Annotated in this window: 26 protein-coding genes and 6 tRNA genes; 29 read left to right on the top strand and 3 right to left on the bottom strand. The window is 29.0% G+C overall.

Features of this window, described 5'->3' with window-relative positions; all coding sequences use genetic code 11:
• Positions 1–7: 7 nt before the first annotated feature.
• The 29 genes from LN42_RS04450 (at position 8) to LN42_RS04305 (ending at position 19,419) form a co-directional block, all read left to right on the top strand.
• Positions 8–724: a hypothetical protein gene (locus LN42_RS04450; protein ID WP_014296315.1), complete on the top strand. Its 717-nt coding sequence runs from the start codon at positions 8–10 to the stop codon at positions 722–724.
• 116 nt (positions 725–840) lie between these two features.
• Positions 841–929 (top strand) — tRNA-Leu (locus tag LN42_RS04445).
• Between the two features lie 29 nt (positions 930–958).
• Positions 959–1,035: transfer RNA gene (locus tag LN42_RS04440), tRNA-Met, on the top strand.
• A 10-nt stretch (positions 1,036–1,045) separates the two neighbouring features.
• Positions 1,046–1,122: transfer RNA gene (locus LN42_RS04435), tRNA-Met, on the top strand.
• Between the two features lie 608 nt (positions 1,123–1,730).
• On the top strand, positions 1,731–1,991 hold the full coding sequence (locus LN42_RS04425) for a type II toxin-antitoxin system Phd/YefM family antitoxin (RefSeq protein ID WP_014296314.1): 261 nt from the start codon (positions 1,731–1,733) through the stop codon (positions 1,989–1,991).
• A 16-nt stretch (positions 1,992–2,007) separates the two neighbouring features.
• The gene (locus LN42_RS04420; RefSeq protein WP_014296313.1) at positions 2,008–3,120 is read left to right on the top strand and encodes an ABC transporter ATP-binding protein; all 1,113 of its coding nucleotides are present in this window, start codon (positions 2,008–2,010) and stop codon (positions 3,118–3,120) included.
• 84 nt (positions 3,121–3,204) lie between these two features.
• Positions 3,205–3,942 (top strand): Nif3-like dinuclear metal center hexameric protein, encoded by a 738-nt coding sequence (locus tag LN42_RS04415; RefSeq protein WP_075780424.1) that lies wholly within the window; start codon positions 3,205–3,207, stop codon positions 3,940–3,942.
• A gap of 53 nt (positions 3,943–3,995) precedes the next feature.
• Positions 3,996–4,706, top strand: a complete 711-nt coding sequence (locus LN42_RS11045; protein ID WP_014296311.1) for a LysM domain-containing protein — start codon at positions 3,996–3,998, stop codon at positions 4,704–4,706.
• A gap of 2 nt (positions 4,707–4,708) precedes the next feature.
• Positions 4,709–6,388 (top strand): HD-GYP domain-containing protein, encoded by a 1,680-nt coding sequence (locus LN42_RS04405; protein ID WP_075780423.1) that lies wholly within the window; start codon positions 4,709–4,711, stop codon positions 6,386–6,388.
• A gap of 138 nt (positions 6,389–6,526) precedes the next feature.
• Positions 6,527–6,661 carry a 50S ribosomal protein L34 gene (gene rpmH, locus LN42_RS04400; RefSeq protein ID WP_014296309.1) on the top strand — a complete coding sequence of 45 codons (135 nt, stop codon included), beginning with the start codon at positions 6,527–6,529 and terminating at the stop codon, positions 6,659–6,661.
• A 1-nt stretch (position 6,662) separates the two neighbouring features.
• A complete protein-coding gene (gene rnpA, locus LN42_RS04395; RefSeq protein ID WP_014296308.1) occupies positions 6,663–7,013 on the top strand; it encodes a ribonuclease P protein component in 351 nt (116 codons plus the stop codon).
• A complete protein-coding gene (gene yidD, locus LN42_RS04390; protein ID WP_075780422.1) occupies positions 7,010–7,273 on the top strand; it encodes a membrane protein insertion efficiency factor YidD in 264 nt (87 codons plus the stop codon). The genes rnpA and yidD overlap by 4 nt, the downstream gene beginning before the upstream one ends.
• Entirely contained in the window at positions 7,270–8,610 is a 1,341-nt protein-coding gene (gene yidC / locus LN42_RS04385) for a membrane protein insertase YidC (RefSeq protein WP_075780421.1), read from the top strand. Before yidD ends, yidC begins: the two co-directional genes overlap by 4 nt.
• A 28-nt stretch (positions 8,611–8,638) precedes the next feature.
• A complete protein-coding gene (gene jag / locus LN42_RS04380; RefSeq protein WP_014296305.1) occupies positions 8,639–9,289 on the top strand; it encodes an RNA-binding cell elongation regulator Jag/EloR in 651 nt (216 codons plus the stop codon).
• A 131-nt stretch (positions 9,290–9,420) separates the two neighbouring features.
• Complete coding sequence (locus tag LN42_RS04375) at positions 9,421–9,882, top strand: YaaR family protein (protein ID WP_014296304.1); 462 nt, start codon at positions 9,421–9,423, stop codon at positions 9,880–9,882.
• Positions 9,854–10,885 carry a hypothetical protein gene (locus tag LN42_RS04370; protein ID WP_175418199.1) on the top strand — a complete coding sequence of 344 codons (1,032 nt, stop codon included), beginning with the start codon at positions 9,854–9,856 and terminating at the stop codon, positions 10,883–10,885. The genes LN42_RS04375 and LN42_RS04370 overlap by 29 nt, the downstream gene beginning before the upstream one ends.
• 3 nt (positions 10,886–10,888) lie before the next feature.
• Positions 10,889–11,722 (top strand): regulatory iron-sulfur-containing complex subunit RicT, encoded by an 834-nt coding sequence (locus LN42_RS04365; protein WP_156865395.1) that lies wholly within the window; start codon positions 10,889–10,891, stop codon positions 11,720–11,722.
• A gap of 1 nt (position 11,723) precedes the next feature.
• Positions 11,724–11,945, top strand: a complete 222-nt coding sequence (locus tag LN42_RS04360; protein ID WP_014296301.1) for a DUF2905 domain-containing protein — start codon at positions 11,724–11,726, stop codon at positions 11,943–11,945.
• Positions 11,946–11,963: 18 nt separating this feature from the next.
• Positions 11,964–13,856 (top strand): transketolase, encoded by a 1,893-nt coding sequence (locus tag LN42_RS04355; RefSeq protein WP_075780419.1) that lies wholly within the window; start codon positions 11,964–11,966, stop codon positions 13,854–13,856.
• On the top strand, positions 13,853–14,575 hold the full coding sequence (rnc, locus tag LN42_RS04350) for a ribonuclease III (protein ID WP_083635646.1): 723 nt from the start codon (positions 13,853–13,855) through the stop codon (positions 14,573–14,575). The genes LN42_RS04355 and rnc overlap by 4 nt, the downstream gene beginning before the upstream one ends.
• The gene (locus LN42_RS04345) at positions 14,572–15,375 is read left to right on the top strand and encodes a radical SAM protein (protein WP_014296298.1); all 804 of its coding nucleotides are present in this window, start codon (positions 14,572–14,574) and stop codon (positions 15,373–15,375) included. The genes rnc and LN42_RS04345 overlap by 4 nt, the downstream gene beginning before the upstream one ends.
• Positions 15,376–15,392: 17 nt before the next feature.
• On the top strand, positions 15,393–16,433 hold the full coding sequence (gene rlmN / locus LN42_RS04340) for a 23S rRNA (adenine(2503)-C(2))-methyltransferase RlmN (protein WP_075780418.1): 1,041 nt from the start codon (positions 15,393–15,395) through the stop codon (positions 16,431–16,433).
• Complete coding sequence (locus LN42_RS04335; protein ID WP_014296296.1) at positions 16,430–16,942, top strand: PASTA domain-containing protein; 513 nt, start codon at positions 16,430–16,432, stop codon at positions 16,940–16,942. Before rlmN ends, LN42_RS04335 begins: the two co-directional genes overlap by 4 nt.
• Positions 16,939–17,841, top strand: a complete 903-nt coding sequence (gene rsgA, locus LN42_RS04330) for a ribosome small subunit-dependent GTPase A (RefSeq protein ID WP_075780417.1) — start codon at positions 16,939–16,941, stop codon at positions 17,839–17,841. Before LN42_RS04335 ends, rsgA begins: the two co-directional genes overlap by 4 nt.
• Complete coding sequence (rpe, locus tag LN42_RS04325; RefSeq protein ID WP_014296294.1) at positions 17,832–18,491, top strand: ribulose-phosphate 3-epimerase; 660 nt, start codon at positions 17,832–17,834, stop codon at positions 18,489–18,491. The genes rsgA and rpe overlap by 10 nt, the downstream gene beginning before the upstream one ends.
• Positions 18,488–19,093, top strand: coding sequence for an RdgB/HAM1 family non-canonical purine NTP pyrophosphatase (rdgB, locus tag LN42_RS04320; protein ID WP_014296293.1), 606 nt, complete (start codon positions 18,488–18,490; stop codon positions 19,091–19,093). Before rpe ends, rdgB begins: the two co-directional genes overlap by 4 nt.
• A 72-nt stretch (positions 19,094–19,165) precedes the next feature.
• Positions 19,166–19,241 (top strand) — tRNA-Glu (locus LN42_RS04315).
• A gap of 14 nt (positions 19,242–19,255) precedes the next feature.
• Positions 19,256–19,331 (top strand) — tRNA-Val (locus LN42_RS04310).
• Between the two features lie 12 nt (positions 19,332–19,343).
• Positions 19,344–19,419, top strand: a tRNA-Phe gene (locus tag LN42_RS04305).
• Positions 19,420–19,450: 31 nt separating this feature from the next.
• Here the strand turns inward: LN42_RS04305 and LN42_RS04300 are convergent.
• The 3 genes from LN42_RS04300 to LN42_RS04290 are packed head-to-tail and all read right to left on the bottom strand — an operon-like array spanning position 19,451 to position 22,885.
• Positions 19,451–21,148 carry an HD-GYP domain-containing protein gene (locus tag LN42_RS04300; RefSeq protein ID WP_075780416.1) on the bottom strand — a complete coding sequence of 566 codons (1,698 nt, stop codon included), beginning with the start codon at positions 21,146–21,148 and terminating at the stop codon, positions 19,451–19,453.
• Positions 21,149–21,176: 28 nt separating this feature from the next.
• A complete protein-coding gene (locus LN42_RS04295) occupies positions 21,177–22,007 on the bottom strand; it encodes a carbohydrate ABC transporter permease (protein ID WP_075780415.1) in 831 nt (276 codons plus the stop codon).
• Positions 22,004–22,885 (bottom strand): carbohydrate ABC transporter permease, encoded by an 882-nt coding sequence (locus LN42_RS04290; RefSeq protein ID WP_075780414.1) that lies wholly within the window; start codon positions 22,883–22,885, stop codon positions 22,004–22,006. Before LN42_RS04290 ends, LN42_RS04295 begins: the two co-directional genes overlap by 4 nt.
• Positions 22,886–22,902: the final 17 nt, after the last annotated feature.

Below are 22,902 nucleotides of genomic sequence, written 5' to 3'. Positions count from 1 at the left end.
GTGGTTGATGAAAAAAGTCTATTTATTTATTGCAATTTTAGTGGTTTCTACAATGATGTTTTCAGGAAATCTTTTCTTTGAATTTGGATTATATAATCCAGGAAATAATGCTATATCAGTTTTAAATAATAATTTTGTTGCTGGATATAATATGGGAATGTTTGAAACATATATAACATTATCAGGAGTTTCAGGAAGTTTAAATGCTAAAATGGAAACTACTAAACTTGGAGCAGAAAAAGATGTTAATTTTTCAATTGGAGTAAATTTAGGTTATGGTGGAATTGGAGGAGCATTTTATTTAATTAAAGAACCAAAAACCGAGTTAGCTCTTTATGGTGGATATAATATGGTTTTTTATAAAAAGTTTAATATTAAGGGAAGCGGAGATATAGGTATTGGTGAAGGAAATACAACTTCTGAAGATAATAATACTTCTTCCGCTGATGAAACAAATTTTATAGATAGTTTAAATGAACAATTGAAAAAGATAAATATAAATATAATAGATGCAGGACTTAAAATAAAATACAGGTATGATAATAATCTTTCATTATTTGCAAAATATGGATTATCATTAAACATTTTTGCATATAAAGATGAAATGGATTTTGAAGATGTAAAATTACCATATACAATAAGTTTAAATTTTGGTACTATATCATTTATAACATTTGGTGTTGAATTTGATTTTGGAAAAGAAGAAGTAGATTGGGACTTATAAATATAAATTATTATTAATGAAAAAGAGAAATTCAGAAAGAATACTGTAACGAAAAAAGTATTGACAAAAAAGGAAAAAGATGGTAGAATAATCATGGTTTTTCAACCAGAAAGGTTGCCGAGGTGGCGGAATTGGCAGACGCTGCGGACTTAAAATCCGTTGGGTGGAGACACCCGTGAGGGTTCAAGTCCCTCCCTCGGCACCATTTTATTTATAGAGAAGGAAATTACGTGGTGCGGGGTGGAGCAGCCTGGTAGCTCGTCGGGCTCATAACCCGAAGGTCGTAGGTTCAAATCCTACCCCCGCTACCATTTTTTATATGGCGGCGTAGCTCAGTTGGCTAGAGCATGCGGTTCATACCCGCAGTGTCAAGAGTTCGAGTCTCTTCGCCGCCACCAGAAAAAGCGCAGGATTAAAATCCTGCGCTTTTTTGTTGTATAATAGAAGTAATAAAACTAACCAGAACGAAGATTTTTTACAACAGGCATTATAGGACAGTTGTAAAAAATAATACGAACAAAGACTAAGAATTTTCCGCAGCGGGAATTAAAGATAGTTGAAAAAAATAAAAGCGAGTGAAGGCTCGAAGAGTTCCTGAATTGAAACTACAAATGATTAAGAAATAAAAGTTACGTTTAAGGATTAAAAAACACGAATAAAAAGGTGAATGAAGGCTTGAAATTTCCCGAACGGAGATATTGCGTGAGCCGTAAAAATCACACGGATGTGATTTTTAGCGAAGCAGCGCAGGAGGCGATGTTTGAGTGAATATTATTTTTCTACTTTCAAAGATAAATTTCGAGGATTAGCAACCAAGTCTTTTGAGGGAATTTTTATTTTTCTCAATCAACAACAAAAGGATAAACAAAATTTTTATTATTTAATGAAAAAAGGCGTATTTTACCTTTTATTCCATTTAATTTGTTATATTGAATTCTTATTACCTTTCAACAGGTTTTTATTTTAAAACAATAATGACTATAATTATAGTCAAGGAGGAATCTTTGTGGATATAGAAAATTTAAAATTTTATAGTGTCGCTGAAGCAAAATCAAAATTTTCCCGAGTTACTGAAGAATCCAAAAAAAACTTTATCGTTATAACAAAAAATGGAAAACCTGAATTTGTTGTAATTGGTTTTGATAAGTTTAAAAAACTTATGAATTTTATAGATGAAATAAGGGATCTTTATTTGCTTGAAATAGGAGATCCTTCGAAATATGAAGATATAAAGGATATTTTTAAAGAAATAGAAGATATTGAATAAATCGGAGGTGTTTTAAATGGCACAGGTTGTATTGGAAAATATTGATAAGATTTACCCTAATGGATTTCATGCTGTTAAACAGGCAAATTTTACTATTGAAGACAAGGAATTTTGCGTTTTATTAGGTCCATCAGGTTGTGGTAAAACAACAACATTGAGAATGATTGCAGGACTTGAAGAAATTTCAGGTGGAAGATTATTAATAGATGGTAAGGTTGTTAATGATGTTGAACCTAAGGATAGAGATATTGCATTTGTTTTCCAGAATTATGCTTTGTATCCACATATGACAGTATATGATAATATGGCATTTGGATTAAAATTAAGAAAATTTCCAAAAGATGAAATTGATAGAAGAGTTAAAGATGCAGCAAAAATTTTGGATATTGCACATCTTTTAGATAGAAAGCCAAAACAATTATCAGGTGGTCAAAGACAAAGGGTTGCTGTTGGTAGAGCTATTGTTAGAGATCCAAAGGTATTCTTATTTGACGAACCTTTATCAAACCTTGATGCTAAATTAAGGGTACAGATGAGAAGTGAATTGAAAAAATTACATCATAGATTAAATGCTACTATAGTTTATGTTACACATGATCAGGTTGAAGCTATGACAATGGCTGATAAGATTGTTATCATGAAAGACGGTGTTATTCAGCAAATAGGTTCACCACATGAAGTATACTTTAAACCAGCAAATAAATTTGTTGCAGGATTTATTGGAACACCACCTATGAACTTTATTGAATCAAAGATTATAAGAGGCGATGGAGGATTATGGGTAACTGCAGAAGGATTTAAGGTTAAGGTTCCAAAAGATTATGAAGATATGCTCGCTGATTATATTGATAAGGATGTTGTATTTGGTATTAGACCAGAAAATATTCACGATAAAGAATTATTTAAAGGTGAAATTGAAGGTGATGCAATAATTAAAGGTATTGTTGATGTTGTAGAACCTCTTGGTAGTGAAACATTATTACATGTAAATGTTGGAGGACAATCACTTGTTGCAAAAGTTGATCCAATAACAAAAGCAAAAGAAGGACAGGAAATAGAATTGCTTCTTGAAATGCATACTATGCACGCATTTGATAAGGAAACAGAAAAAGCAATTTTAAAAAAATAATATAAATTAATCCCCCGTTTTCGGGGGATTTTTCAACATATATGGAAAAATAAAATGATAAAATAAAAAGATGGAGGGATAGAAATGGCAAATGTTTTTGAGATAGAAAAATATTTAAATGAATTATTAGAAGTTGAAAAATTTAATGATTTTTGTTTTAATGGAATTCAAATTGAAGGAAAAAGTGAAGTAAAAAAGGTTGCAATAGGTGTTTCGTTTAATCTTGAATTTATAGAAAAAGCTATTGAAGAAAATGCGGATATGATGTTTGTACATCATGGTATATTTGGAAAAAACTTTTTTAAGTTAAGAGGATATTTGAAAAAACGTGTTGAATTGGTTATAAAAAACGATATGACTTTAATGGGATATCATTTACCTCTTGATTCGCATATTGAATATGGAAATAATGGACAAATTGCTAAAAGATTGAATTTGAAAAATATAATTCCATTTGATTATGGAGTTATAGGCGAGTATGAAAAAGAAATACCATTTTCAGAATTCAAAGAAAAAATGGAGGAAGTATTTCAAAGAAAAGATTTATTTATTTATAAAAATAAGGAATATGTAAGAAAAATAGCTATTATTTCCGGTGGAGCATCATATATTATAGATGCACTTGAAAACACAGAGGTTGATACATTTATTACAGGAGAGGTAAAAGAACATATCAGAGATATAGCAAAAGAAATAGGGATAAACTATATAAATGCCGGTCATTATACAACAGAAACATTTGGTGTAAAAGCAATTGGAGAAATTTTAGAAAAAAAATTCGGATTAGAAACAATTTTTATTGATGTATATAATGAAATTTAATTTTATTATGATATAATATAATTCGAAATAGTATGTTTATGGGAGGCAATTAAATGAGAAGGTATGTTATTTTAATAATAATGATAATTTTTTCTATACTCTCTTTTTCGATTACCTTTATGAAAAGTAATGAAGGGTATTATGAACTTCCGTCGTATAAAAATTTTTATAATATAACCTTTAATGAAAACCTTTTTGATTATAATATGCCATTGTTAGTGGCTAATTTGATATATAAAGATAAAGAATATTATATGCCATACACTAAATATCTCTATAATAATAATGAGGTATTTGTTATGGGGATAATAAATACAGAACGTGAAATACAAAAGGATGGTTTTGTAATACAGAAAACAGATGACGTTTTGAAAAAATATTCGAAAGAAATAAGAAATTCCAATATTTCCATATTGATTTTATATGAAAATATTTCTGTACATGGAGAAATAATTTCTTCAGAAAGTACAGATATGTCAGGATTTAATGATTTTTCATTTATAATAAGAGACACAAATCCAAGGGATTTTTATGCTATAGATGAAAATGTTTTTGAAAAATACTATCAAAAACCAATTTTAAAAGATGATTATATATACTATAAAATTAAAGAAGGAGATACGTTATATAAAATTTCAAGAATTTTTGGAGTTTCTGTAGATTATTTGTTGAAAGTAAATAATCTAAAAAAACCAGAACTTATTAAAAAGGATATGTATATAATTGTGGGGAATGCCAATAATATAAAATTAAAAGGGGAATAGTTATGATTGAGAATGTATTAAAAGAGTTAAATCAGATTATTGCCAAAATAACCTTAAAAGATTTTAGATTTATTCTCGGAATCAAATTATCTGATAATTTATTTAAAATTATCTCATATTATGATTCTAAATTAAAGAATTATGATATTGCAATGGAAAATATGTATTTTTCGGTTGAGGATAAATTTAAAGAATCGCATTTTAATATAGTAAAGTATGAGGAGAGTATTAATAAACACTTTTTTGAAGGAATTGAAAATTATTTTGCTATTGGAGAATTAATAAAGTTTAGAAATAAAGATCTGGGCTTTATTTATTTTATAGTTGATCAGGCAGAAGGCAAAAATGCCATTATGAATGTAAAAAAAATAATAAATGAAAATGCAAAACAGATTTTATCTATATTATTGGATATTAAAGATGATTATTTAAAAGAATATGCTGTTGAACAAAATATAAATTCTTTATTGTATATTTTAAAAGCGCATGATGCATATACATATTATCATTCTTTGAGGATTTCTGAATTATCCCTGTTAATAGCTGAAAATTTAAAGCTTGATCAAAAAGATGTTGAAAAATTATTTTATGCATCTTTAATACATGATTTTGGTGAAATCTGGATACCTAAAAGCATATTACAAAAATCCGGGAAATTAACTCCATCTGAAATTGAAGAGGTAAAAAAACATACATATAAACTTGATTTTCTTTTTGCTGGTAATGACTATTTTTCTGAATATGTTGAGATAGCCAAATTTCACCACGAATTTCTTGATGGAAGTGGTTATAATAAAAGAATGAATAATGAAATTCCATTTTTGTCAAGAATTCTTGCTGTGGCAGAGGTTACAGATGCTTTGTTATCAAATAGGCCGTGGCGTAAAGCGCTAAGTATGGAAGAAGCAATAAAGGTATTAAGTAATATGGCGAAAATAGGAAAACTTGATAAAGACGTTGTTGATATAGTTATAAAAATAATACCGGAGTTTTATGGAGGATTATATCAAACACATACATTAAAATATAAAGATATTTATTTAAGTCTTGATGTAAATAATCAAAAAACTCTTGTAGAAGCAAAGGTAATAGATGCAAAAAAAGATTATATTACTTTATATGTTGCAACAGAAGAAGTAGAAGTTAACGGTAATATAATAAATATCTCCAATGAATATTTAACAATAGACAAATACTTTGATCTTGAGTATTATGTAAATAATATGCCTATAAATACAAAGTGTAAGGTTGTTGGAAGAAATAAATTGGGGTATGTAGCTAAAATAGATAGAAGTGTTAAAGATGATGAAAATGTTTCTATAAAATGGAATTTAACAGGTATTGGAATACCTTTAAAGAAAGTAATATTTGTAAATAAATATGTCTGGAGACTTGATAATGAAAAAGCTTTTAAAGCCCATATAGAGACAATTTCAAATAAAAATATAGTTTTTTATGCATTAAAAGAAAAGATAGACTCAATGGCTGAAACAAAAATGGTAATTAATTTTGAGGCTTTTAGCGTAAAAGTAAATTTAATAGGAGAAATTATAAATAAACAGGAAATTTTTACAGGATATTATCATTGTGATTTTAGAGTTGGAGAAATCACCGATGAAGAATATTATAAATTACTTCAGGTAATTGAATTAAGGATGCAACAGATAAAAAGTATTAAATAAAACACAAAATTATTATATGATTTAGAATTTTTTCTTAAAAAAAAAGGAATTGTAACTTTGTTTATTGACATAAAAAGCATTTAAAAGGTATAATAATTGAAGGTATAATATCAAAAAAATATATAAGGAGGCATGAAGATGAAAAGAACATATCAACCTTCCAGAAGAAAAAGAAAGAACACACATGGATTTCTCGTAAGATCAAGAACTCCAGGTGGAAGAGCTGTATTAAGAAGAAGAAGAGCTAAAGGAAGAAAAAGATTAGCTGTTTAATATGGGAGAGACATTTAAGAAATTTGAAAGAATCTATCTCAGAAGAGACTTTGACAAACTTTTTTCTTGTGGAAAGAGACATGTAAACAAATATTTTGTGGTTGTTTATTTAAAAAATGAATTGGGTTATTCCAGAATTGGAATAACGATAAAAAGGAAATTTGGAAAAGCACATAAAAGAAATAAATTAAAAAGATATATCAGAGAGATATATCGCAGAAATAAAAGTCTCTTTCCACAAGAATTTGATATTATATTCCTTCCACGAAAGACACTTTCAAAAGAATTTGATAATTTAACATTTGAGGAGATAAAAAATATTTTATTAGATATAGCGGAGAATTTAAAATGAAAAGAATATTTTTAGGGCTGATTAAAATATATAAAAAATATATCTCGCCTTATAAACCGGCAAAATGTATATATTACCCAACATGTTCAACATATACATATGAAGCAATTGAGAGGTTTGGAGTATTAAAAGGATTATATCTTGGAATATTGAGAATATTGAGGTGTAATCCTTTTCACCAGGGCGGGATAGATCCAGTTCCTGAAAAATTTGTATTTATACCACATAATAAAAATAAACAAAGGGGTGCAAAAAATTGAAAAAAGCATTATTAATTATAGGACTCTTGGTCCTAAGTATTTTTGCATTTACACAAATGCCAGAATATACAATAACAACAAAAGCTACAGAGATTTCACTGCAAATGAGATTATATGAAGTAAATTTTGATTTAAACGGACATATGAAGGATTTTAGTATTTTACAGAATAGAAGCAATACAATTTTTTTAAATATCTATAAATATTATAATGACAGTTTTGATATTTTAGATGAAAATGGTAATGAAATATTACCGGAGTCATATAAAATTACAGAAGGAAAAGACAAAGAATATGTTGAAATTACATTTTTATTTAAAAATGGTGGAGAAAAAAGTTATAAGTTCTATAATTCACCATATTATGATTTTGATGTATCGTTTAAAAATATAAATGGAAAGGTTATAATTCCTACTATCTCTTATCCAAATACAGTGGCTGTAGATAATGAATTATTAATTTCATATCTTGCGAAACCAATAAAATCCATTTTCATTTTTGATTCAAAGGATATACCAATAGAAAATAATTCCATAATGATTTCTGGTTCCAAAACATTTAAAGCATATATGGGACCAAGGAAATATGTATTTATAAAACAGGTATTTCCTGAAAAATACGATAGAATAAAGGAATTATCAAAACAGGTTGGAGCAATTAACTGGTTATGGTATATAAATTATGGTTTTGTTACATTCTTATGGTGGCTATACAAATTTACAGGAAACTTTGGTTGGGCTATAATGATCTTTACATTTGTTATAAGATTATTGTTATACCCGCTTTATCATAGACAGACAAAATCTATGATAGAAATGAGAAGATTACAACCAGAAGTTGAAAAGATAAAGAAAAAATATAAAGATCCTCAAAGACAGCAACAGGCTTTGATGGAATTGTATAAAGAGCACAAAATTAATCCAGCAGATGGTTGTTTAACAGCGTTTATACAATTACCAATATTCTGGATATTATACGGTGCTATTAATTATTATCAGGGGACATTTGCATATAATCCACAGTTCTTAATATGGTCAGATCTTTCTCAGGGTGGATTTAAACAAAATATTTTGCTTGTTTTAATTAGTGTTGCAGCATACTTCTTTAATGCATTGCAATCAGCTACAGATAGAAAAACAGCCTGGAACACAGCATTTATGATGATAATATTCCCATTCTTATTTATAGGATTGCCAACAGGAATATTCATTTACTGGGTAACAAATGCTATATTACAGGTATTCATTACATATTACGTAAATAAAAAGAACAATATAAAAGGCTTAACCGTAAGGGAATTTTTTGGGCTTGGGCCAAAGCCATATAAAGCAAAATAGTTTTAGCATTAGGAGGTGCTCTTTAAAAATGAATATTAAGATTCGAGAAAAGGACTTTGAGGGGAAAAGTATCGATGCAGCATTTGAAGAAGCGGTAAAATTTTTTGGTGTTACACCTGAAGAAATTAACTTTGAAGTGATTCAACAACCAAAAAAAGGTTTTCTTGGGATAGGAAACAAACCAGCTATTATTAACGCTTTTTTGAATGAAAAGTATATGATTAATAGGTTAAACGAGTTTTTGGGTGATATTCTCGAAAACTTTGACGGCGATTTTGATTATTCAATTAACTTTCAGGGAAAAAACATTCTTGTAAGGCTTGAAGGAGATGGACTCGGTAAATTAATTGGAAAGTATGGAAGAACTATAGGAGCTATGCAACATATATTATCTATTTTTGTGAATAGATTATCCTCAACCAAGATAGATGTAAATCTTGATGTTGGTGAATATAGGAGAAAAAAGAAAGAGAAAATATATGAAATAGTTGATAATGCAGTAAAAAGATTAAATGAAACAAATGACAAAATAGAATTAGCTCCGATGTTTTCATATGAAAGAAGAATTGTTCATGAATATGTAAGAAGTAAATATCCTCATTTAGAAACAGAATCTATTGGATTGGAGCCATATAGAAAAGTAATAATAAAAAGCGTTAAGTCAAAAATAAAAGCATAATAAAGTTATGAAATTCAATAAAGGGGGCGTTGTCCCCCTTTATTGAATTATTATTAGTTTTTAAATTAATCTTTTTACTTATTAGACAACTTAATATGGTATAATAATGTGTAAAGGGGGAGGTGGCTGTTATGTTTATAAACCCCATGTCAGGAAGTTCTGCTCAAAAATCCGAAAATAGCAAGGTAAAAAATAAAAAATCATCTAAAAAAAGTAAAGCGTCTCGAAAAAGAAAGACAACTTTTTCTGAAATTCTTGATTTAAATGAAGCGGATATAATAAAAAAGGATCTTGAAAAATTGCTTGAAAAAATAGAAGAATATGGTGCAGAGTTTAAAAGGTCTCCAGTTGAAAGGAATCTTGAAAAATATAAAAAAAGCGTCAAAGACTTTTTGAAAAAGATAGAAAAAAATTTATATAAATTAGAATCGAAGTTGAATTTTAGAGAGAAAAATTTTTATGTTGTTGCGGATCAGGTAAATAAGGAATTAAAGGAATTAACAGATAAAATTTTAAAAAATGAGAGTGGAGCTTTTGTATATGCTAAAAAAATAGATGCCATTAATGGATTATTACTTGATTTATATAAATGAGGTGATACACATTAAAATAAAGTCACTTAATACATTTTCAGGAAGTTCTTTGTGTTTTGTCAATGGTGATATTAATTACTTATATGAAATAGTAAATGAAGTAAAAAAAGAGATTAACATAAACGATGTATATGAAATATTTCCTGAAAAAGGAAATATAAAGATTGATGATATAAGGAAAATGCAGGAATTTCTTGAATATAAACCAAATTTTTCTTCATATAAATTAGTTGTTATACATGAAATTGACAAAATGAATCAACAGGCAGCAAATGCGATATTAAAAATTCTCGAAGAACCGCCAACATTTGCAGTGATGCTTTCAACAACAACAAAATGGTATAATTTATTACCAACAATTAGAAGTAGATTATATAAAATACTCATTCCAAATTCAGATATAGGAAAAAAAATAAAAGAAAAAAATGAAAAAATATATATAGAATTTTCTTATTCTATAAATAGTAATTATAAATTGGCGAAATATATTTTTGATAATATAGATAATGAAAGTAAATTAATTGAAATGATAAACTCTTTGAAGGGATTAAAAAATCTTGAACTTGTTGAAATAATTCTTAGTGAAGATGAAGATACAGAAAAGGAATTATTAAAATACGAAGCTTTTTTTGAATTGATAAAAAGATTTGAAAATCTGGACTTAATAGAAATTCAAAGTGTAATTGATAAAATAATATCAAAAAAGAATTCTATAGCAAATAAATTAGATACAATAAAACTATTTGCCAGATTATTTCTTTCACTATATCATGATGCATATGTATATAGACTTTCCAGCTATTGGAAAGAATTTTCTTCGTTAAAAATGTATGAGTTTTTTGGATTTTCAAATTTCAAACTAAACTTTGAAAACATATATGAAAACATTAAATGGTGTGATAACCTTACTCGTTTAAATATATCAAATTTAAACTTTGATTTAGTTATAACAACGATGTTTTTCAGGTTTTTGCATGCTTTCTTTTCAGATAAGGAGGAATAGATAATGATAAATTTAAAGGCTTTAGTATATGGGGTTGAAATAACAAAATTATCACCTATTTTATATTATGCAAGTAACGGAGAAGATATAAAAATAGGTGATTTAGTATTGGTAAATACTTCAATGGGGCTTGATGTTGGAAAGGTAATTTTAGGTCCTAAAGAATTAACCTTTGAAGAAATTGGATATGAAGTTACCACTATTTTAAGAAAATTAAATGATGAAGATATGGAAATATATGAAGAAAATAAAAAACTTGCAAGAAAGGTAAAAGAGGTTACTGAAATAAAGGTAAAAGAATTGCAGCTCCCAATGAGGGTATTATCTGCGAGATATATATTTGACCGTTCAAAAGTAATTGTATATTTTGGTTCAGATACGAGAGTGGATTTTAGAGAATTGGTAAAAGAACTTGCAAAGGAATTTAGGGCAAGGATAGAGTTAAGGCAGATAGGTATAAGAGATGAAGTAAAAATGGTTGGATCAATGGGTTTATGTGGTCAAATGACATGTTGTTCGAGGTTTTTAAGGAAATTCGATTCAATAAAAATGGAAATGGCAAAGACCCAGCAGATGTTAATAAACACAGCAAAAATTTCCGGACGATGCGGAAGATTAATGTGCTGTCTTGCATATGAAAATGATTTTTATGAAGAATCATTAAAATGTATTCCTAATGAAGGAACAACAATTGAATATGACAATGTTCCTGCAAGGGTAATTACAGTAAATATATTCTTGAAACAGGTAACCCTCCAGATTATTGAAAATAATCAGCCGGTAATGGTAAAACTTCCATTTGATTATTTTAAGAAAAACTGCAATACGGAGGAATAAAATGAAAATAATTGGCAATATATTTATTGAAATGGGTATATTGCTTATAGTTATAGGTATTATAATTATTGTTATTGGAAAATCTGGTATAAAATTAGGGCATTTGCCCGGGGATATTATCATAAAAAAAGAAAATTTTGTATTTTATTTTCCCATAACTACAATGTTGGTTATAAGTGCAGTATTAAATATAATATTTATCCTGATAAGGAGATTAAAATAAGTTAAGGAGGAAGATAAGATGAAAAAATCATTGAAAGAATTAAAAGAACTTGCAAAAATATGTAGAGCAGATATTTTGAAAATGACAACAGTTGCAAAATCAGGACATCCAGGAGGTTCAATGTCCTCTATAGATCTATATTTAAGCGTATTTAACGTTGCAAATATAGATCCAGAAAATCCATATGATCCAAAAAGAGATAGAGTTGTAATCAGTCACGGTCATACATCACCAGGTGTATATTCAGCACTTGCAAGACTTGGATTCTTTAATCCAGATGATGTATTAGCAGGGTTCAGACATCCAGGTTCAATATTTGAAGGCCATATAACAAGAGGTATCCCTGGAGTAGAATGGACAACAGGAAACCTTGGACAGGGATTATCTGCAGGAGTAGGTATGGCTTTAGCATCAAAGATAACAGGTGCAGATTATAGAGTATTTGTATTACACAGTGATGGTGAATCACCAAAGGGGCAGATAGCAGAAGCAAGAAGAACGGCTGTAAAGGAAAAATTAAGCAATCTTACAGTATTGGTTGATTATAACGATATACAGATCTCTGGAAGAGCAAGAGACGTATTATTTGTTGATATTGCAAAGGAATATGAAGCTGACGGTTGGAAAGTATTGGAAGTTGATGGGCATGATTTTGAGCAGATATTAAATGCTATTGAAGAAGCAAAAAATTATAAACTCGGTCCAACAGTAATTATTGCCAAAACAATAATTGGTAAAGGCGTTTCCTTTATGGAAAACAGACATGAATATCATGGAGCACCATTAAAAGAAGATGCTCTCGAAAAAGCATTAAAAGAACTTGGTGTTGAAAATGATATAGAAAAATATAAAGAAATGAGAAGCAAATTACCATTAATTAGAGAAAAATTAGAATTTGAAGATAATACAGTAGTAGCAGAACCTGGAACACCTATTGTTTATACAAAAGAAGATAAGATTGATAACAGAGGAGCCTTTGGTAATGCAATAGCAGATCTTGCAAAAGCAAATAAAGGTAAAGTACCTGTTGTTGCAGTAGATTGTGATTTAAAACCATCAGTAAAACTTGAAAAGTTTGAAAAGGTTGCACCAGAAAACTATGTTCAAATAGGTATTCAGGAACATAACGCAGCAACAATTGCAGGTGCAATGTCAGTTTGTGGAGTAGTTCCATTCTTTGTAGACTTCGGTGTATTTGGTCTTGATGAAACATTTAACCAACAAAGATTAAACGATATAAACCATACAAACTTAAAAACAGCAGTAACTCACTGTGGTATTGATATAGGTGAAGATGGAAAAACACATCATGAAATTAATTATGTAGGTATAGTAAGAAGTTTCTTTGATACAAAATTAATTGTTCCAGCTGATCCTAACCAGACAGATAAAGCTGTAAGATACGCAGCTTCAACACCTGGTAATGTAGTAATTGCAATGGGTAGATCAAAGATTCCTGTAATCTTAAATGAAGCTGGAGAACCATTCTTTGGTGAAGGTTATACATTTGAATATGGTAAAATGGATATCTTAAGAAAAGGTGAAAAAGTAACAATATTAACTCATGGAAGTGTTGCACATAAGGCTGTTAATGTAGCAGATAAATTAAAAGAAGAAGGAATAAAGATTACAGTAATAAACGTGTCAGCACCACTTGAATTTGATGCAGCAAAAATAAAAGAATATATTGAAAATACAGAAGTAATAATCTACGAAGACCATAATAAATACAACGGATTATTTGTAGAATTTTCAAAATCTGTAGTGGAAAATGGAATAAAACCAGCTGGTATAGAGGTATTAGGTGTAGATGATTATTCACCATCAGGAAGCAATGCATTATTATTCAAGATCTTTAAATTAGATGAAGAATCCCTTTATGAAATAGTAAAGGAGAAAATAAGTAAATGATAATTAATGATCATGAGAAAAAGATAGTAAAAGCAGTAAAAAAGATAATTGGTATTGAAAATATAGACGAAGAGCTTCTATTTGAGGCTCTTTGTCATTCTTCTTATGCTAATGATTATAAATCAAGAGGGAGAGATATCAATTCAAATGAAAGAATGGAATTTCTTGGGGATTCTGTATTAAATCTTATAATAGCAGAGCATTTATTCAAAAATTACAATCTCAATGAAGGAGATATGGCAAGAGTTAGAGCCACAGTAGGGAGTGAATTAATACTTTTTGAAGCAGCTAAGAAACTCAATCTTGGCGATTATATATTACTCAGCAAAAATGAGGCAAAGTTTGGTGGAAGAGAAAAACATTCCATTGTTTCAGACCTATTTGAGGCTATAATTGCTGCGATATATCTTTCATTGGGTTTTGAAAAAGCAAAGGAATTTGCATTAAAGAACCTAAACGAATATATTCAACAGTCAATTGAGGGGAAACTCTTTCTTGATTATAAAACAAGATTGCAGGAATTAACCCAGAAAGATTTAAAAATAAGGCCAGAATATAATCTAGTTAGACAGGATGGCCCACCCCACAATAGAACATTTGTTGTTGAGGTTAAGATAAACGGCAAAGTATATGGCAAGGGGATTGGAAAATCTAAAAAAGTTGCAGAACAACTTGCGGCAAAAGAAGCATGTGAAAGATTTAAAGGAGATCAGGAATGAAAAAGATACATTTTGTAAAAATGCAGAATACAAAATCCATATCTCTAACTGGAAATTATTGTTATCTCAATTGCAAACATTGTAATAAGCATTATTTAGAACATATGGCAACAATTAACGAAATAGATAATTTTTCAAATATGACATCTTTATTATTAAGTGGAGGGATGAATTCAGAGATAAAGGTGCCTGTATATAATTTTGTGGAACGTTTAAAAGAATACAAAGAAAAGTATGGATTTAAATACAATTTACATACAGGATTTATGGATAAAAAAGAATTGAAAAAAATAAAAGAAATTAGCGATGCAATATCCTTTGATCTTGTTGGAAATGCTGAAACAATGTTGGAAGTATATGGCGTTGATAAATTTGAAGATATGTGGGATACATTTGATAACCTTATAAATATGAAATTTAACGTAAAACCACATATAACAATAGGTCTTAACGGTGGAAAAACAACCCATGAGATTGAAGCTATAGACAGATTATCAAAGTATAATGTTTCAGATATAGTATTCCTTGTTTTTATACCAACTCCGGGATCATATTTTGAAGATAGAGAACCGCCAGAAATAGAAGAAGTAATTAAAATTTTTGAGTATGCTAAAGAAAAAATTTCAGGAATTAAATTAACCTTAGGGTGTATGCATCCAAAAGGAAGGTACAGGAGGGAATTACAGGAAAAATTGCTATATATTGCAGACAAAATAGTGCAACCTGTTCAAAATACCATAAAGATTGCCCAGGAAGAGAACTTTGAAATTACGTGGAGCTATGAATGCTGCGTATTTTAAAATAGGAGGAGTATGAAATGGTGAAGAAAAATATTTTAGACTATAGTTATGAGAAATTAATAGAAGAATTTAAAAAGATAAATTTGCAAAAGTTTAGAGTGGATCAGGTATTGGATTGGATATTTAAAAAACATGTTTTTGATTTCTATGAAATGACAAATCTTTCTAAAGAAATGAGAAAGCAATTGGACGATTATTTTTATATATACATTCCAGAACCTGTAGATATACAGAGATCTAAAAAGGATAAAACAACAAAATTCCTATGGAAATTGGAAGATGGCAGAACAATTGAATCTGTTTTACTTTTTTATCCTAACAGGGTGTCAGCATGTATATCCTCACAGGTTGGTTGTGCATTAAAATGTAAGTTCTGCTCAACTGGAGCAAGCGGATTTGAAAGAGATTTATCCACAGGTGAAATTATAGCTCAGGTACTTGCAATAGAAAAATTGGAAAATGTAAATATAAACAATATAGTTTTAATGGGCATGGGAGAACCATTATTAAATTATGATAATGTAATAAAAGCCATTAGAAATTGGAATAATAAAAAAATGAAAAATCTTGGCGCAAGACATATCACTATATCAACAGCAGGAATTGCCGATAAAATAGAAGAACTTGCAGATTTTGAGCTTGATATAAGACTTTCAATATCTTTACATGCAGTATCAAATTATCAGAGAGATCAGATTATGCCAATTAATTCAAAATATCCTATAGAACAGGTATTACAGGCAGCTAAGATATATCAGCAAAAGACGAAAAATAGGGTAACTATAGAATATATAGCCATAAAAGGATTTAACGATACAGAAGAAGATGCGATAAAACTTGCAGAAATATTAAAAGGATTAAAGGTAATGGTAAATATAATTCCAGTTAATCCAAATCCGGCAGGGTTTGAAAGACCTTCAAAAAAATTCCTTACAAATTTTGTGAAAAAACTCAAGGAAAATGGTATAGAGGCAACATTAAGAATTGAAAAAGGAACAGATATTGACGCTGCATGTGGCCAATTAAAAATGAGAAAAAAGGGTATTAATTTAAAATGAAAAATGTCTTTAGATATATAAAAAAAGGTATAAAAAATTTAATACTTTTTATTCTTGGATTAATAACAGGTGGAACAATATTTTTCCTGTTAATATTTGCTTTTGTTAATGCAAATACATATGTGAGTATTCCTTCATTAATGGGTGAAGACAAAGAAACAGCAATAAATGCTCTAAAAGAAAAAGGACTTATTCCAATTGTAAAAGGTGTTGGAGATAGCGTATTATATACAGATCCTCCAGCCAATACAAAAGTAAAAAAAGGAAGACATGTATTTATTCAATTAGGGCGTATTGAAAAATTAAAAGTGCCTGATTTAATAGGAATTCCTGTTGAGGTTGCCGAAGAATTTTTGACTGAATATAAATTAAAATATAAGATTATTAAAATTTATTATCCAGACGAAAAAATTGAGACGGTAATTGATATGACGCCGAAACCAAATACACCTGTAATGGAAGGCGATACGATAATTTTAAAGGTAGCATCTTCGGAGGTGAATAAGTGAAAATAAAAAAAGGAATAGTGACTCGATTTCATTCCAATACATTGGAACTTTTAGATCTTGAAACAAATGAAAAGATAACAGCATATTTAAGGGGAAAATTCAAACTTCAAAAAATAAAACCTATTGTAGGGGATTATGTTGAATACTCAATTGATGGGGTTGGCGGTGCAAAAATAGAGAATATATTGCCAAGAAAAAATATGCTGTATAGACCTAAAATAGCAAATGTTGATCAAACAATATTGGTAACCTGTTTAAAAAGCCCAAAAGTTGATTATTTGATAATAGATAAGTTTCTTGTACAGGTTGAAAAAAATAATCTTGATTGTGTTATTGTATTAAATAAAGTAGATCTGCTTGAACAAAACGAAATAGATGAATTTATGAAAATATATTCACCATTATATCCTGTAGTTCTTGCAAGTGCAAAAAAGAATATAGGTATAGATGAAATAAAAGAATATTTAAAAGATAAGGTTTCTACATTTGCAGGAATGTCTGGAGTTGGAAAATCCTCATTATTAAATGCTATAAATCCAGGATTACAATTGAGAGTTGGAGAGATTTCAGAAAAACTTCAACGCGGAAAACACACAACTACATATACAGAACTGTTAAGCTTTGATTTTGGAGGATTTGTTGCTGATACTCCGGGTTTTGCAGCACTTGAAGTATATGATTTTGAACCGGAAAAACTAAAAGAATTCTTTATAGAATTTGATGAACATTCAATGTATTGTGGTTTTAATGACTGTGTTCATATAAATGAACCAAATTGCGGTGTAAAAGATGCTGTTAAAAATGGAGAAATCTCTGAAATAAGATACAAAAATTATTTGAAAATATATAACGAAGTGGAAGAATATAACAGAAGAATAAGGAGGAAAAGATGGAAATGAAGATATACCCTTCAATATTAGCTGCTGATTTTTTAAAATTGGGAGAGGAAATAAAAAAAGTAGAAAACAATGTTGATGGTATTCATATTGATGTTATGGATGGAATGTTTGTTCCTAATATATCCTTTGGAACCCCTATCGTTAAAGCAGTAAAAAAAGTAACAGATCTATATCTTGATGCACATTTAATGATAGTGGATCCAGATAGATATATTGAAGATTATGCGAAAATGGGAGTTCATGGTATTACCGTACATTATGAAGCAACAACACATTTACATAGAACAGTATCAAAAATAAAAGAATTGGGTTGTGATGCAGGTGTTTCATTAAACCCACATACTCCTGTATTTCTCCTCGAAGAAATATTGCCATATTTAGATAGAGTACTTATAATGAGTGTAAATCCAGGTTTTACAGGGCAGAAGTTTATTCCTTCATCTTTAGAGAAAATAAGAAAATTAAAATCTATGATAGATGAAAAGAACCTTAATGTTACCATAGAGGTTGATGGTGGTGTTGGATTGAAAAATATAAGAGACTTATATCTTGCAGGAGTTAGAGAATTTGTTGTTGGTGCTGGAGTGTTTCATCAGGAAGATTCTGCAAAAGCAGCAGAAGAATTGAAGAAGGTTGGTTTGGGAGAATGACGATATATCTTGCCACTGGAAATAAACATAAAGTAAAAGAAATAAATGAGATAAAGCCAAAAAATATTGAGTTAAGAGGAATTTTTGAAATAATAAAGGGGTTTTCTGTTAATGAAGACGGAAAAACCTTTATAGAAAATTCAATAAAAAAAGCAATAGAGGCAGCAACACTTTTAAGAATGCCAGTAATTGCTGATGATTCGGGATTGGAAATAGATATATTAAATGGATTTCCTGGCATATATTCTGCAAGGTTTATGGAAGGGAAAAGCTATAATGAAAAAATGAAATATATACTAAAAAAATTAAATAACGTTCCATACGAAAGAAGAACAGCACGATTTGTTTGTGTTGCTACATATTATGATCCAAAAAAGAACCTGTTATTCTCTGTTGAAGGAGAGGTAAAAGGTAAGATTGGTTATTCCATTTCAGGAAAGGAAGGATTTGGATACGATCCAATATTTATTCCAGATGGTTATACAATATCCTTTGGAGAATTGGGACAGGAAGTAAAGAATAAAATAAGTCATAGAAAAAGAGCATTTGAAAAGTTATTTAGGATATTGAATAATATTACAACAATAGAAAAGAACTCTTAAACTTTTTAACTTATTGTTTTCTTGACTTTTTTTGATATTTCTGGTATTATATACTCGGTTGTGAAAGAGATTGCCCCCATCGTCTAGCGGCCTAGGACATTGGCCTTTCACGCCAAAGACACGGGTTCAAATCCCGTTGGGGGCGCCAGATAAAACATGAGTGGGTGCTTAGCTCAGCTGGGAGAGCGTCTGCCTTACAAGCAGAAGGTCGTAGGTTCGATCCCTGCAGCACCCACCATTTTTAAATAGTGGCCAGGTAGCTCAGTTGGTAGAGCACTGGACTGAAAATCCAGGTGTCGACAGTTCGATTCTGTCCCTGGCCACCAAAAAATCCCCGAACTAAGTTCGGGGATTTTTTTATTCTTCATGAAACCCGCCAATTGAACGTATAGAAGCTTGTCTCCTGAATATAAGTCTATAAATTGCAGCCTGCATTCTTTCAGGTAATTCAAAAAATTTCGAAGTATATTCATTGCAATGTAACCCGGTCTTTTTTTCTATTAAAGTTGCCGGAATATATAAACTTTCGCCAAATTCTGTTATGTGAAATATCACAACATCTCCAACCTTGAATACATCATTTTCACTATTAATAGTGAAAATAATCCCTTCTGCTCCAAAAATCTTGCATTTTGCTCTTTTAAATTTTGATTTTAAAATATTTTTCATAACAGGAGTTAACTTTTCCTTTAAAAGAGGAGTTATATCGTTTTTAAACCCTATATAAAAATCAAATCCCCAGAAAACCTTTAATTTTGATTTTTTACTTATTTTTGTTTCTATAATTTTTAAAACATAACCATATGGAGTTTTTAAAATTACTCTTGCTTTTGCATATTCTGGAAAATCTTTTGTGGTAATCTTTAATTTTAATATACTATCTTTTGATATTTCGTCAAATGTTTTTGAATTAATGTGGATAATATCTCCAAATTTTTTTTCTATTATTCCGGAAAATTCTATAACTTCTCCGCCGGGTGCCTCATAAAAGAGATTAAGTGTTTTTGATTTTAAAATTAGATCACTGAATGATTCTGTATGAAATTCCGTATAATAAATCTTTATTGCTTCTGCAGCAACATTTACAACATCTTTATTAAAAATTTTTCCAGCTTTTTTCTCTATATCTTTAATAACAAAAGTTATGTCTTCATTTTCCGTTAAAACAATCTGTTCGTCTATATAATTTGAAATAATAAGAATGTTATCTTCTATTGAAAGGTTACTCTTTCCAAAATATCCTTTTCCATCAAGTCTCTCATGATGATTTATAGCAATATTTACATATGGTGTCATTAATACATTGCCTAAAAACATTTCTTCTAATCTATTTAAATGTATTCCAATTAAATTGTTATCAAATTCAGGATTTTTAATGTATTCAGAAATAGCTTTTTGTGAAACCCAGATATATCCAATGTCGTGAATTAATGATGCAATTTGAAGTTTAAAAATACTTTCTTCATCAAGATTAAGTAATGAAGCTATTATACTTGAAAGATCAGAAACTCTTAAAGAATGTTCATAAATTATTCTGGAATGGTTTCTTAAAATTGTGAGATAATTCTTTACAAAAGCATTTATAGAATATTTGCTGTATTTATCAAAATAAATTGTATCCACATTATTTTCAAAAACAGAAATAAACTTTCTAAAAATATTCTTTTTTTCTTCATCGAAAGAAAATTTTTCTTTTGAAATAATATATAAAAATCCATAATTTTTCTCTTTTGAAGGTAATCCGTATAATTTCAGATAGAATTCATTAAGTTGATTATTAATTAAAAACGAAAATTCATTTGAATAAGAAATCCTGAAATTTGACTCTTTTTTCTCAAAAAAAGAGTCAAATATTTTTTCCGGTATTTTAAACACAATATCTTCTGATTGTTTAAAGTAGAATTTTTTTAAATTGTTATATGTAAATATATTTAAATAATTATGATTTTCAAGTCTTAAAGCAAAACCAATATATATTTCATTATTAGAAAATAATGATCTTGAATATATGTTTAAAGCGTTTTTTAAAACATCTAATTGTAAAATAACTATCACCTTCTTTATTTATAAGGTGCAAATATTTTTAATCCTTTAATCCACCTTGAGTCAATCCGGCTATTATGTATTTTTGAGCAATAGCAAAAACAATAATAGTTGGTAAAAGTGCAATAACAATTCCAGCAGCCAGTACATTCCATTGAACTCCTGCTTTTGAAACAATAGAATATAAACCAACTGGAACGGTATATTTATCCGATGTATTTAAAAACATAACAGCGGTAAATAATTCATTCCAGTTATTTACAAAAGAAAAGCTTAAAATAGCAGATAATCCTGGCAACATTAAAGGAATTGTTATTTTAAATAATGCTTCTAATTCGTTGCAGCCATCAATTAAAGCGGCTTCTTCAAGGCTTTTTGGAATTCTATCAAAAAAACCTTTTGCCATAATTGTACTAAATGCTGCACCAAAACCACTATATACAATTGTTATACTAATTAATTTATTAATCAGATGAAGATTGGAAAACATAACATATTGAGGAACCATAATCAGATATGTTGGTATCATTTGCGAAAAGAATAAAAATAAGGTTATTGCATTTCTAAATTTAAATTCCTTTCTTGAAAGTATATATCCGCTCAGCATGGCAAAAACAGTTGAAATGGAAGATGCAGCCAATGCAACAATAATGCTATTTGAAAAATACTGTTTGAAATTAACAAATTGAAATAACTTTTTATATCCATACAATGATGGATTATTTGTCCAGTATTTTATTGGAAATGTATATAACTCGCTAACAGGTTTAAAAGAGGTTAAAATAATCCAATATAGTGGAAATAATGCAAAAACAGCAAACAACAATAATAATATAAAACGTAAAATCTTAACCTGCTTTTTCTTTTTCATAGGCTAAACTCCTTTTTAGAGGTTAATTTTAAATACATCATTGTATATATGAATAATACAAGAACGATAATTACACCATGTGCAGCAGCTTTGCTGTAATTTGATTCATAAAATACTACATTAATCATTTTTACAGAAAGGATTTCCGTACTTCCAGCAGGTCCACCTCTTGTCATACCGTAAATAACATCCGGAAAATTCATAACCCATATTATTCTCAACAACACGGTATTTACAATAGTTGGTTTTATGTATGGAATTGTAATATGAAAAAGTTTTGAAAAATAACCTGCTCCATCTATTTCAGCAGCTTCATATAAAGATTGTGGGATTGATTGTAAAGCTGCAAGTAGCATAATTGCAAAAAAGGGTATTCCATACCATACATTTACTAATATAACAGAAAACATTGCAAGTGACGGATCAGAAAGAAAATTAAGCCCTTCTTCAAGAATGCCGGTTCTAATTAAAATATCGTTTATTACACCAAACTGTCCATTAAGAAGCCATGACCATATTAAACCTATTGCAAATCCAGAGATAGCCCATGGGTAAAATACAAGTCCGGCGTATATTCCTCTACCTTTAAATGGTTCTTTCATTAAAAGGGCCAGTATAAAGCCAAAGATCAATTGAAAGAATACAGAAAAGAAAATCCATTTTATGGTATTTATCACTATGTCCATGTAAAAGAAATCGGAAAATATTTCCCGATAATTTTCAAATCCAACCCATTGAATATTTCCAAAATTAAAAAGAGAATAATTTTTAAAAGAAAGCAAAACCCCACTTATAGTGGGGTAAAGAATTATAAATGAAATTAAGGTAATTGTTGGCAACAACATAAGAATAATAAATCTTTTACTATGTCTTTTCATATAATCACCATCATATT

This window comes from Marinitoga sp. 1137 (assembly GCF_001941525.1).
GTDB lineage: Bacteria > Thermotogota > Thermotogae > Petrotogales > Petrotogaceae > Marinitoga > Marinitoga piezophila.
Note: the sequence above shows the minus strand (reverse complement) of the source record. Positions and strands in the feature narration are given on the sequence as shown.

Excerpts from the sequence above, each read along its gene's own strand:
- LN42_RS04415 (WP_075780424.1), top strand. The coding sequence starts at position 3,205 with ATGGCAAATGTTTTTGAGATAGAAAAATATTTAAATGAATTATTAGAA.
- LN42_RS04365 (WP_156865395.1), top strand. The coding sequence starts at position 10,889 with ATGATAAATTTAAAGGCTTTAGTATATGGGGTTGAAATAACAAAATTA.
- LN42_RS04335 (WP_014296296.1), top strand. The coding sequence starts at position 16,430 with ATGAAAAATGTCTTTAGATATATAAAAAAAGGTATAAAAAATTTAATA.
- LN42_RS04290 (WP_075780414.1), bottom strand. The coding sequence starts at position 22,885 with ATGAAAAGACATAGTAAAAGATTTATTATTCTTATGTTGTTGCCAACA.
- LN42_RS04360 (WP_014296301.1), top strand. The coding sequence starts at position 11,724 with ATGAAAATAATTGGCAATATATTTATTGAAATGGGTATATTGCTTATA.
- LN42_RS04295 (WP_075780415.1), bottom strand. The coding sequence starts at position 22,007 with ATGAAAAAGAAAAAGCAGGTTAAGATTTTACGTTTTATATTATTATTG.
- LN42_RS04345 (WP_014296298.1), top strand. The coding sequence starts at position 14,572 with ATGAAAAAGATACATTTTGTAAAAATGCAGAATACAAAATCCATATCT.
- rnpA (WP_014296308.1), top strand. The coding sequence starts at position 6,663 with ATGGGAGAGACATTTAAGAAATTTGAAAGAATCTATCTCAGAAGAGAC.
- rnc (WP_083635646.1), top strand. The coding sequence starts at position 13,853 with ATGATAATTAATGATCATGAGAAAAAGATAGTAAAAGCAGTAAAAAAG.
- LN42_RS04450 (WP_014296315.1), top strand. The coding sequence starts at position 8 with ATGAAAAAAGTCTATTTATTTATTGCAATTTTAGTGGTTTCTACAATG.
- yidD (WP_075780422.1), top strand. The coding sequence starts at position 7,010 with ATGAAAAGAATATTTTTAGGGCTGATTAAAATATATAAAAAATATATC.
- jag (WP_014296305.1), top strand. The coding sequence starts at position 8,639 with ATGAATATTAAGATTCGAGAAAAGGACTTTGAGGGGAAAAGTATCGAT.
- rdgB (WP_014296293.1), top strand. The coding sequence starts at position 18,488 with ATGACGATATATCTTGCCACTGGAAATAAACATAAAGTAAAAGAAATA.
- LN42_RS04420 (WP_014296313.1), top strand. The coding sequence starts at position 2,008 with ATGGCACAGGTTGTATTGGAAAATATTGATAAGATTTACCCTAATGGA.
- LN42_RS04375 (WP_014296304.1), top strand. The coding sequence starts at position 9,421 with ATGTTTATAAACCCCATGTCAGGAAGTTCTGCTCAAAAATCCGAAAAT.
- rpmH (WP_014296309.1), top strand. The coding sequence starts at position 6,527 with ATGAAAAGAACATATCAACCTTCCAGAAGAAAAAGAAAGAACACACAT.
- LN42_RS04370 (WP_175418199.1), top strand. The coding sequence starts at position 9,854 with ATGGATTATTACTTGATTTATATAAATGAGGTGATACACATTAAAATA.
- LN42_RS11045 (WP_014296311.1), top strand. The coding sequence starts at position 3,996 with ATGAGAAGGTATGTTATTTTAATAATAATGATAATTTTTTCTATACTC.
- LN42_RS04355 (WP_075780419.1), top strand. The coding sequence starts at position 11,964 with ATGAAAAAATCATTGAAAGAATTAAAAGAACTTGCAAAAATATGTAGA.
- rpe (WP_014296294.1), top strand. The coding sequence starts at position 17,832 with ATGGAAATGAAGATATACCCTTCAATATTAGCTGCTGATTTTTTAAAA.
- LN42_RS04405 (WP_075780423.1), top strand. The coding sequence starts at position 4,709 with ATGATTGAGAATGTATTAAAAGAGTTAAATCAGATTATTGCCAAAATA.
- rlmN (WP_075780418.1), top strand. The coding sequence starts at position 15,393 with ATGGTGAAGAAAAATATTTTAGACTATAGTTATGAGAAATTAATAGAA.